This window comes from Microvirga sp. P4_G7 (assembly GCF_056401005.1).
The window spans coordinates 1-9,878 of the sequence record NZ_JBFUKD010000062.1; the positions used below are offsets into that span (position 1 = coordinate 1).

The following is a 9,878-nucleotide window of genomic DNA, read 5'->3' on the forward strand; positions in this document are numbered from 1 at the left end:
CCGGCCACCTCGATCAGGTGAGGCGCGGCGCCTCTCGCATCGGGGTCACCGGCACGAGGCCGGTGATGACACGTCGTGGGATGCGGGCTAGGTRCACCGCTATTCTCGCACCTTCACCTCACGCCACGAACTGCCCGTGGCAATGCTTGAACTTCTTGCCCGAGCCGCAGGGGCASGGCTCGTTGCGGCCCACGCGGCCCCAGCTCGACGGGTCGTTCGGGTCGCGGGCGCTGCCGGCGCTTGCGCTGAGGCCGAGAGATGAGGCTCCCGGCGGTAGAGCCAACTCGTTCTCGCCGGTTGCCGGATCGAGATGCTGGGCAAACATGGGCGGCAATTCGGCCGGCTCGGGCTGCTGGAAGACGACCTGGATCCGCATGAGCTGACCCGTCACCTGCTCGCGCAGATGTCCCACCAAGCCATTGAAGAGTTCGAACGCCTCGGCTTTGTACTCGTTGAGCGGATCGCGCTGCGCCAGGCCGCGCCATCCGATGACCTGACGAAGGTGGTCGAGGGTGACGAGATGCTCGCGCCACAGATGGTCCAGGCTTTGAAGCAGAACCTGCTTCTCCACATAGGTCATCACGTCGGGTGAGTTGGCCTCGACTCGCTTCGCATAGGATTCATCGGCCGCCTTGCGGATGCGCTCGCGGATCTCGTCGTCGGCGATGCCTTCTTCCTTCGCCCAATCGGCTACTGGYAGATCGAGGTTGAGCAGGCGCTCCACGCTTTCCTTCAAGCCGACCACATTCCATTGCTCGGCGTATGCGTGTTCGGGAATCGCGGTCGAGACGAGATCGTCGATGACGCCGTGGCGCATGTCGTCGATGGTCTCGCGCACGCTGTCTTCGGCCATGAATTCCTTGCGCTGTTCGAACACGACCTTGCGTTGGTCGTTCATGACGTTGTCGTATTTCAAGATGTTCTTGCGGATGTCGAAGTTGCGCGCTTCRACCTTGGCCTGCGCCCGTTCGATCGCCTTGTTGATCCACGGATGGATGATCGCCTCATCCTCTTTCAGCCCGAGCTTGGCCAGCATGCCGTCCATGCGGTCGGATCCGAAGATGCGCATCAGGTCGTCCTGAAGCGACAGGTAGAACTTGGAGCGGCCCGGATCGCCCTGACGGCCGGAGCGGCCGCGCAGCTGATTGTCGATGCGGCGGGATTCATGCCGCTCCGTGCCGAGCACGTAGAGGCCGCCGTTCTTCAGCGCCTGCTCCTTGAAGGCGGCGACCTCCTCGAGGATCTGCTTTTCCTTCGCGGCGCGCGCGTCGCCTTCGAGACCGGCGAGTTCGCGCTCGATACGCATCTTGGCGTTACCGCCGAGCTGAATATCGGTGCCGCGGCCAGCCATGTTGGTGGCGATGGTGATCGCGCCCGGCACGCCCGCCTGGGCGACGATGAAGGCTTCCTGTTCGTGGAAGCGCGCGTTCAGTACGGCGAAATGCTTGGTTCCGGAACCCTTGCGGACGTCCTCGTAAAGGGGCTCGAGCGCCAACGGATCTTCGAAGTCGATCAGCTTGTAGCCGTCCTTGATCAGGAGTTCGGCCAGAAGCTCGGACTTCTCGATCGAGGTGGTGCCGACGAGAATCGGCTGGCCGCGCTTGGACGCGACTTCGATCTCGCGGATGATGCCTTTGTACTTCTCGTCGACCGTCCGATAGACCTCGTCGTCCTCGTCGATACGGGAGACGGGACGGTTGGTCGGAATTTCGGCGACGTCGAGATTGTAGATCTCGAGGAATTCGTCCGCCTCGGTGGAGGCCGTGCCGGTCATGCCGCCGAGTTTCGAATAGAGGCGGAAATAGTTCTGGAACGTGATCGAGGCGAGCGTCTGGTTCTCCGGCTGGACCTGCACGCGCTCCTTGGCTTCGAGCGCCTGATGCAACCCTTCCGAATAGCGTCGACCGGGCATCATGCGGCCGGTGAACTCGTCGATGATGACGACTTCGCCGTTGCGCACGATGTAGTCCTTGTCGCGCTGGAAAAGCGTGTGCGCGCGCAGGGCCTGATTCATGTGGTGCACGAGCGTCGCGTTGTGCGCGTCGTAGAGGTCGCCCTCGGTGAGGAGACCGACTTCGCGAAGGATCTGCTCGATCTTCTCCGTGCCGTCTTCCGTGAGCGATACGCTGCGCTGCTTCTCGTCGAGATCGTAATCCGCCTTGTCGAGACGGGGGATGACCTGATCGACCGCGAAGTACAGTTCGGAGCGATCGTCGAGSGGACCSGAAATGATCAGCGGCGTSCGCGCCTCGTCGACSAGGATSGAGTCGACYTCGTCSACGATCGCGWAGTTGTGGCCGCGCTGGACCATCTGCGCCATCTCGTACTTCATGTTGTCGCGCAGATAGTCGAAGCCGTATTCGTTGTTCGTGCCGTAGGTGATGTCGGAGGCATAGGCCTGGGCCCGCTCCGCATCGTCGAGACCGTGCACGATGACGCCGACCGAGAGGCCGAGGAAACGGTAGATCTGGCCCATCCATTCCGAGTCGCGGCGGGCGAGATAGTCGTTCACCGTCACCACGTGGACGCCCTTGCCAGCGAGCGCGTTCAGGTAGACCGGCAGCGTCGCCACCAAGGTCTTGCCTTCACCGGTGCGCATCTCCGCGATCGAGCCTTCGTGGAGCACCATGCCGCCGATGAGCTGGACATCGAAATGACGCTGTCCGAGGGTGCGCTTGGCGGCCTCGCGGACCGTCGCGAAAGCCGGGACCAGCAGGTCGTCGAGGCTCTTGCCGGCGGCGACCTCGGCCTTCAAGGCTTCCGTGCGGGCGCGCAGTTCGTCGTCGGACAGGGCCTCGAGCTCGGCCTCCAGCGCGTTGATCGCGGCCACTTTCGGCCGGTAGGACTTCAAGCGGCGATCATTGACCGAGCCAAAGATTTTCTTGGCGAGAGAACCAAACATCGAGAGCCTTCGAATTCCAGGATTCAGGTGAAAAAGCGGTTTGGGCCGCGTTATAGACTTAATTATGCGGGAACGCATCTAAAAGGCTGCGCCACTCGGGCAAAGCCTCTAGAAGGCTGCGCCACTCGGGCGCAGTCGCGATCCCACAGGCTCGACCCTTTCAGGCCTCGCCCGGCCGGAGCCTTGCCACAGATAGGCTGTCGCTTGCAAACCGCAAGGAACTCAGCCATCGATCCGTCGATTGTGGGCAAGAAGAGCCCGCCAGAGGACCACGACCATGTCAGTTTCATCCCCGTTTCTCAAAACCGTTCTCGCCCTCGGCGTGGCTCTGCCGCTGACGACCGGCGCTGCGCTGGCTCAGGCCCCTGCCCAAGCCCCTGCCCAAGCCCCTGCCCCTGCACAGTCCTCGGCCCCCGCTTCTGCGGCGGCTCCCGCCGCGCAGGGCGACAAGGTCGTCGCGCGGGTCGACGGCGTCCAGATCACCGAGAAGGATCTCGCCATCGCCGCGGCTGATCCGGCACTCCAGCTTCCCAACATTCCGGAAGCCCAGAAGCGCGATCTTCTGATCGGCTACATGATCGACCTCAAGCTCGGCGCAAAAGCCGCAGCAGCCGCCAAGATCGGCGACAGCCCCGATTTCGCGAAGAAGCTCGCCTACAATCAGGACAAGACACTGCTCGACGAGTATCTCGCTCAGGAAGCCAAGAAGGCATTGACCCCGGACGCGGCGAAGAAGCTCTACGACGAAACCGTCAAGGGCGTGACGCCCGAGCAGGAAGTTCGCGCCCGCCACATCCTGGTCGAGAACGAAGACGACGCGAAGAAGGCGTTGGCGCGTGTGAAGGGCGGCGAGGATTTCACCAAGGTCGCGGCCGAATTGTCGAAGGATCCGGGCTCGAAGACCGATGGCGGCGACCTCGGCTATTTCACCAAGGATCGCATGGTCGAGCCGTTTGCCGAAGCTGCCTTCAAGCTCGAGCCCGGCCAGTTGTCGGAGCCGGTCAAGTCACAGTTCGGCTGGCACATCATCAAGGTCGAGGACAAGCGCTCCAAGCCCGCGCCGTCGTTCGACGAGATGAAGGAACAGGTCAACACCTATCTCGAGCGCAAGGCCCAACAGGATCTCATCTTGAACCTGCGCAAGAACGCCAAGATCGATCGCGTCGACGACAAGGGTAACCTGGTCGAGCAGAAGCAGCCGTAAGGCCACATCCGTGTGGGGCATCGGAAATCTTTGCCCCACCGTCGTCTCGCCGCCAGCGCCCCTTCGTTCAATGGGGCTGCCGCATAAAAACGAAAGTCTGATGCCTTTACGGTGCCCTCCGGCACACGCTCAGGCTTGACAAAACCGTTGGACAGCCGCAGTTCGCGCATCTCTGCGGCTTTTATTCGCCCCCACCGGTTTCTCCCATGTCCAAGACTGTCTCTCCGCTCGCGCCGAAATCGTATCCCACCCTTCCCCCCGTGGAGGGCGTGAGGATCGCCACTGCGGAGGCCGGCATCCGATACAAGAACCGCACCGACGTGCTGTACATGGCGTTCGCCAAGGATACGGCTGTGGCCGGCGTCTTCACGCGATCCAAGTGTCCATCCGCGCCGGTCGATTGGTGCCGCAAGTATCTCGAGAAGGGCGTTGCTCGCGCGCTCGTGGTGAATTCCGGCAACGCCAATGCCTTCACCGGCAAGAAGGGCGCGGAAGCCGTCAAGCTCACGGCCGATTTTGCCGCCAAGGCCGCCAGTTGCCGCGCATCGCAAGTCTTCCTCGCCTCGACCGGAGTCATCGGCGAACCGCTCGACGCATCGAAGTTCCAGGGCGTCCTCGACAAGTGTCAGAAGAACGCGAAGCCGCAGGGCTGGGTCGATGCCGCCAAGGCGATCATGACGACCGACACGTTCCCGAAAGTCGCCACGCGCAAGACGACGATCGGCGGCGTCGAGGTGACCATCAACGGCATCGCCAAGGGCGCGGGCATGATCGCGCCGGACATGGCGACGATGTTGTCCTTCGTCTTCACCGACGCGCCCATTGCGGCGCCGGTGCTCCAGGCGCTTCTGAAGAAGGGCGCCGACAAGAGTTTCAACTGCGTGACCGTCGACAGCGACACCTCGACCTCCGACACGCTGCTGTTTTTCGCAACGGGCGCCGCTGCCGATCGGGGTGCGCCGGCGATCTCGCTGCCGAGCGACCGCCGGCTGAAGGACTTCCGCCAGGCGCTTGAAGATCTCCTGATCGATCTCGCGCAACAGGTTGCCCGCGACGGCGAAGGCGCGCGTAAGTTCGTCACCGTCAAGGTAACCGGCGCGACCGGGGCGATCTCGGCCAAACGCATTGCCATGGCGATCGCCAACTCGCCGCTGGTGAAGACGGCCGTCGCCGGCGAGGACGCCAATTGGGGACGCGTGGTGATGGCTGTCGGCAAGGCGGGCGAACCGGCCGAACGCGACAAGCTCGCGATCTGGTTCGGCGATATCCGCGTCGCCGTGAAAGGCGCGCGCGATCCGCACTACGACGAGGCCAAGACCACCGCCTATATGAAGGGCGACGAGATCATCATCCGCGTCGATCTCGGCCTCGGACGAGGCGAAGCCCGCGCCTGGACCTGCGATCTCACCAAGGCCTATGTGGAAATCAACGGCGATTACCGGAGCTGAGGCGCATGCGGCGCAACGCTAAGGGACAACCTCGACCTTGCGTTTGATGACGATGCGCATCGGAGCGCCGTATTGATCCGTTCCGATGAAGGCATAGGAAAACTCGTCCTGCCCTTTGTAGCCTGATTTTGCAACGTAGAAAGGGGTGAGACCTCGTACGCCAGCGCGTCCCACCTTGGGTGCTTGGACGATCCTCGCTTCCGCAATTGCGCCTTGGATACCGTTCAGTCCGAAAAGACAGCCTTTCCCTGCGTTGACGGTCAGTCTTCCTTCGGTTTCGAACGAGCGTGAATGGATGTAGATCGACTCGGCATCGCAGTTCGCGTTGGCCGCGCTCGACAAACTGACGATCGCCAGGCTTGCGGCCACTGCCGCTCCCCTCAACTTCAACATCCAATCCCCCAAACGGCGCGAAATTCCGAATTGATATAGAATAACGCAAAGGCGTTGTCGAGCCGGCGACCGTTGAGGTTCGTCGCGAGATGTGATGAATGGCGTAGCCGCCATCTTCGAGCCCGCCCGTGTCCTCTCTGAAGCTCACCCTTGTTGTTGCTGTCGCTTTGATCGACCAGGACAACCGTATTCTTCTGGCGCAACGCCCGGAGGGGAAATCGCTTGCCGGACTTTGGGAATTTCCGGGAGGTAAGGTCGAGCCGGGCGAGCGGCCCGAGGAAACCCTCATTCGCGAGTTGCGCGAAGAGCTTGGTATCACCGTCAAGGAAGCATGCCTGGCGCCGCTCACTTTCGCGAGTCATGCGTATGAGAGCTTCCACCTGCTGATGCCGCTCTACATCTGCCGCCGGTGGGAAGGCTTCGCTCAGCCTCTCGAAGGTCAGGCCCTCAAATGGGTGAAGGTGGGGGAGCTCCGCAAATTTCCGATGCCGCCGGCCGATGAGCCGCTGCTCCCGTTCCTCGAAGATCTCATCGCGCCCTGAGTGAGAGCAAGGTCGAGGTATACATCCTCAATCCGTGAATTCCTCGATGGCGTCCATCTTGTTCGGATAGAACGCGATATGGCCGGCGATCGCCTGCACTGCGGGGAACGGGTTCTCGTAACTCCAAGCCGCATTGTCCCGCACGAGGCCGCCCGCCATCACGGTGTAGTAAGTCGCGTCACCCTTGTATGGGCAATGGGTCCGCCGCTCGGTCTTGTCGAGCAGGTCCATATGCACGTCCTCGCGCGGGATGTACTGAACCACAGGCAGCGTCGCCTCGCGCAAAGTCAGAGCGTTGGTGGTCTCGGCGACGATGAATCCCCCGAGGACCACGCGGATCCGGTGCGGGTTCGGCGTGACGGTGATCGGATGATCCTGCTCAGCGACTTTCATGGACGCGGGTTCCTGACGCTCACCTCATGAAACTAGGGCATTTTCGCTTTGCCCCCAAGGCTCACGGTTCCGGTTTCTCGCCAGTCTTGCGTTCTTCCACGTGAAGCGCGTCAGCGAGCCGCATCTGCGCACTGCCGGGACGCAATGGCTTCTGCTGACTTTCATGGGGTGACCAGCCGAGAAGCCAGACGATTTCAAACGTCGCCGGAATACGTCCGTCGCCATCGGCAAAGCGTTCGGCATAAATCTCCGCCGCGCGCAACAAAGTGCGCCGCTTGAGAGGCTTCTTGAGACGGTCGTTGAGCACGTTGGTCAATCCCATGCGCCGCAGGTCGCGCATGAGCGCGAAAGGATCGGCGTAGCGCACGCGGAGGACGTCCGAATCGGTCACGGGCAATGCGAATTTCGCGCGCTGGAGCAATCCGCCGAGGTCGCGAACATCGGCGAAGGGCGCAACCCGCGGACTGACGCCGCCTTCGACTTCCGCTTCCGCTTGCGTGAAGGCTTGGCGCAGCTCGGTCAGCGTCGCGCCGCCGAAGAGAGCCGCAACGAACAGACCATCCGGTTTCAATGCCCGCCTGACCTGCACCAGCGTGCCCGGCAGATCGTTGACGCCCTGGAGCGAGAGCAGAGAAACGGCGAGATCAAACCGCCCGTCGCCGAACGGCAGAAGCTCCTCATCGCCGACCACGGCGCCCGGCTCTGCGAGCGGGGAAAGGCGCAAGACAGTTTGAGCGCGACCGGAGAGACGCAGCATGTCCGCGGCGGCAGCTGTCGGCGTGCCGAGATCGAGGGCGAGAGTGAACGTGCGCAGTACTGCCGAGAGCCTCTCATCGAGATCCTCGACAATGCGGGCAAGCAGGAAATCGGCATAGCCCTGTCGGATCGCGCGCTTCAGGCGCAGGCGTGCGAGGGAGCGATCGAAGACGAGCGGGGCTGACATGACGGACTTGGTATGCCGCTAAACCACGATGAGGCCAAGAGTAAACGGAAGCCAAGAGTAAACGGGAGCCAAGAGTAAGCGGGTCCAAAAGTAAACCGCGGCAAGGTCGAGGGCGCTGCCGCGGTTCCAGGTCTCAGAGGCTCGGAGGCACCGAGTGAAGCGAGAGGATCAGATCACCGCGATCGCTTCGAGGCTCTCTTGTCGCTCTCGATCTTTGATTGCCCGTTGCGAATGAATGTACTCTTAGGTGCGCCGACAATGTTGCCAGGCGCCGGAACGCGACGCCGGTTGACGATGGCTGACGGCGTTTCGGTTGGTTCGGGCGGGAGCGGCGAAGCCGGGCTTTTCTGAGCCGTTGTCGGCACGCTGTCCGCGATCTCGCGGTTCGAGAGCGTGATCTTGACCTCCTCCGCTCCCTTGCCGGGCGGCGTATCCTTGAATGAGCGAATAGCGGCGCCCGATCCGCTCTTGGCACGATTTCCATCCGGGTCGACGGCGAGATCGGGATCGATCTTCTTCGACGCGCCCATGGTTCCGATCGCCTTCGCGGCGGCGCGTTTCATATCGCCCGCCTCGTTGCGGCTGGTCGGTCCCGCAATGAAATCCTCCGCAGTGTCCGGCGTGGCGATCTCCTCGAAAGCCTCGTCGATCGTCGGTTCCGGAACCTGCCCGCGCTTATCTCTTGCCATGACGTCTCCTCTTCATCGTATCAGAGGGGGAACGATGGCTGCACGATGCGGTTCCGGATTTTTACGCGGGAACTGTTTCCTTTCGCGACCAAGGCAACGGCGAATAGGAACCAAGGCGCCGCCGTCAAGAACGATGTCTCGAATCGAAAACCCCGCGGTTTCCCACGGGGTTTTCGTTCATTGTTCGATCCTAGTTGAGCCTTACGCCTTCCGGCCTCTTCTCGCTGCTTTTTCCGACCGAGAAGTCGCCGATCATCAGCCCATCCGGTCCCAATGTGACCTCGATGGTTTCACCATCGTGGATCTCGCCGCCGAGAATGAGTTCGGCGAGCGGATCCTGCACGTGTTTCTGGATCACGCGCTTCAGAGGCCTTGCGCCATAGGCGGGATCGTAGCCCTTGTCGGCAAGCCAGTCCCGCGCTTCCGGCGAGATGTGCAAGGTGATCTTGCGGTCGTCGAGAAGCTTTTGCAGGCGCTTGACCTGGATGTCGACGATCGCCCCCATCTCGCTGCGTTTCAGGCGATGGAACAGGATGATCTCGTCGACGCGATTGAGGAACTCGGGGCGGAAATGCGACCGCACCACGTTCATCACTTCATCGCGCACGGAATCGGTGTCCTGACCTTCAGGCTGATTCACGAGATATTCCGAACCGAGATTCGACGTCATGATGATCAACGTGTTGCGGAAATCGACCGTGCGACCCTGGCCGTCCGTGAGACGTCCGTCGTCGAGCACTTGCAGAAGGACATTGAACACGTCCGGATGCGCCTTCTCGATTTCGTCGAACAGCACCACCTGATAGGGCCTGCGCCGCACCGCTTCCGTCAAAGCGCCGCCTTCCTCGTAACCGACATAGCCTGGAGGCGCGCCGATCAAACGCGCGACCGAGTGCTTCTCCATGTATTCCGACATGTCGAGGCGCACGAGGGCGGTTTCGTCGTCGAACAAAAACGCCGCGAGCGCCTTCGTCAACTCCGTCTTGCCGACGCCGGTCGGCCCAAGGAACATGAACGAGCCGATGGGCCGATGCGGATCCTGCAAGCCGGCGCGGGCACGCCTCACGGCCGTCGAGACCGCTTCCACCGCTTCGCGCTGGCCGATGACGCGCTTGGCGAGCTCCTGCTCCATCTGCAACAGCTTCTCACGCTCGCCCTCGAGCATCTTGTCGACCGGTACGCCGGTCCAGCGCGAGACGATCTGCGCCACATGGTTCGGCGTCACGGCCTCTTCCATCATGCCGCCGCCGTTGGCCGTGGCTTCCGTCTCGCTCAACTCCTTCTCGAGTTGCGGGATGATGCCGTAGGCGAGCTCGCCGGCACGCTGGTACTGGCCCTGGCGTTGCGCCGCAGCGAGTTCGTTG

General features: G+C 62.3%; 9 protein-coding genes. 3 read left to right on the forward strand and 6 right to left on the reverse strand.

What is annotated here, in order from left to right:
* Nucleotides 1-118 precede the first annotated feature (118 nt).
* The gene (secA, locus tag AC1DT3_RS05275; RefSeq protein ID WP_477464195.1) at nucleotides 119-2,902 is read right to left on the reverse strand and encodes a preprotein translocase subunit SecA; all 2,784 of its coding nucleotides are present in this window, start codon (nucleotides 2,900-2,902) and stop codon (nucleotides 119-121) included.
* Nucleotides 2,903-3,179: 277 nt separating this feature from the next.
* Between secA and AC1DT3_RS05280 the strand changes: the two genes are divergently transcribed.
* Both AC1DT3_RS05280 and argJ read left to right on the forward strand, forming a co-directional pair.
* On the forward strand, nucleotides 3,180-4,106 hold the full coding sequence (locus AC1DT3_RS05280) for a peptidylprolyl isomerase (protein WP_477464196.1): 927 nt from the start codon (nucleotides 3,180-3,182) through the stop codon (nucleotides 4,104-4,106).
* A 206-nt stretch (nucleotides 4,107-4,312) separates the two neighbouring features.
* Complete coding sequence (argJ, locus tag AC1DT3_RS05285; protein WP_477464197.1) at nucleotides 4,313-5,554, forward strand: bifunctional glutamate N-acetyltransferase/amino-acid acetyltransferase ArgJ; 1,242 nt, start codon at nucleotides 4,313-4,315, stop codon at nucleotides 5,552-5,554.
* A gap of 18 nt (nucleotides 5,555-5,572) precedes the next feature.
* Here the strand turns inward: argJ and AC1DT3_RS05290 are convergent, their stop codons facing one another.
* Nucleotides 5,573-5,923 (reverse strand): hypothetical protein, encoded by a 351-nt coding sequence (locus AC1DT3_RS05290; RefSeq protein ID WP_477464198.1) that lies wholly within the window; start codon nucleotides 5,921-5,923, stop codon nucleotides 5,573-5,575.
* 161 nt (nucleotides 5,924-6,084) lie between these two features.
* Here AC1DT3_RS05290 and mutT point away from each other — a divergent pair, with 161 nt between their 5' ends.
* Complete coding sequence (mutT, locus tag AC1DT3_RS05295; RefSeq protein ID WP_477464203.1) at nucleotides 6,085-6,489, forward strand: 8-oxo-dGTP diphosphatase MutT; 405 nt, start codon at nucleotides 6,085-6,087, stop codon at nucleotides 6,487-6,489.
* Between the two features lie 27 nt (nucleotides 6,490-6,516).
* Here mutT and AC1DT3_RS05300 read toward each other — a convergent pair whose 3' ends face one another.
* The 4 genes from AC1DT3_RS05300 to AC1DT3_RS05315 all read right to left on the reverse strand — a co-directional run.
* Nucleotides 6,517-6,882, reverse strand: a complete 366-nt coding sequence (locus AC1DT3_RS05300; RefSeq protein ID WP_477464199.1) for a DUF427 domain-containing protein — start codon at nucleotides 6,880-6,882, stop codon at nucleotides 6,517-6,519.
* A gap of 61 nt (nucleotides 6,883-6,943) precedes the next feature.
* The gene (locus AC1DT3_RS05305) at nucleotides 6,944-7,825 is read right to left on the reverse strand and encodes a methyltransferase domain-containing protein (protein ID WP_477464200.1); all 882 of its coding nucleotides are present in this window, start codon (nucleotides 7,823-7,825) and stop codon (nucleotides 6,944-6,946) included.
* A 173-nt stretch (nucleotides 7,826-7,998) separates the two neighbouring features.
* Nucleotides 7,999-8,514, reverse strand: a complete 516-nt coding sequence (locus AC1DT3_RS05310; protein ID WP_477464201.1) for a hypothetical protein — start codon at nucleotides 8,512-8,514, stop codon at nucleotides 7,999-8,001.
* A 190-nt stretch (nucleotides 8,515-8,704) separates the two neighbouring features.
* Nucleotides 8,705-9,878 (reverse strand): AAA family ATPase (locus AC1DT3_RS05315; RefSeq protein ID WP_477464202.1); only part of this gene is annotated, 1,174 nt, incomplete at its 5' end.

What these genes read in the sequence shown, in the direction of transcription:
- AC1DT3_RS05280 (WP_477464196.1), top strand. Translation starts at nt 3,180, where the DNA reads ATGTCAGTTTCATCCCCGTTTCTCAAAACCGTTCTCGCCCTCGGCGTG.
- argJ (WP_477464197.1), top strand. Translation starts at nt 4,313, where the DNA reads ATGTCCAAGACTGTCTCTCCGCTCGCGCCGAAATCGTATCCCACCCTT.
- AC1DT3_RS05300 (WP_477464199.1), bottom strand. Translation starts at nt 6,882, where the DNA reads ATGAAAGTCGCTGAGCAGGATCATCCGATCACCGTCACGCCGAACCCG.
- AC1DT3_RS05305 (WP_477464200.1), bottom strand. Translation starts at nt 7,825, where the DNA reads ATGTCAGCCCCGCTCGTCTTCGATCGCTCCCTCGCACGCCTGCGCCTG.
- AC1DT3_RS05310 (WP_477464201.1), bottom strand. Translation starts at nt 8,514, where the DNA reads ATGGCAAGAGATAAGCGCGGGCAGGTTCCGGAACCGACGATCGACGAG.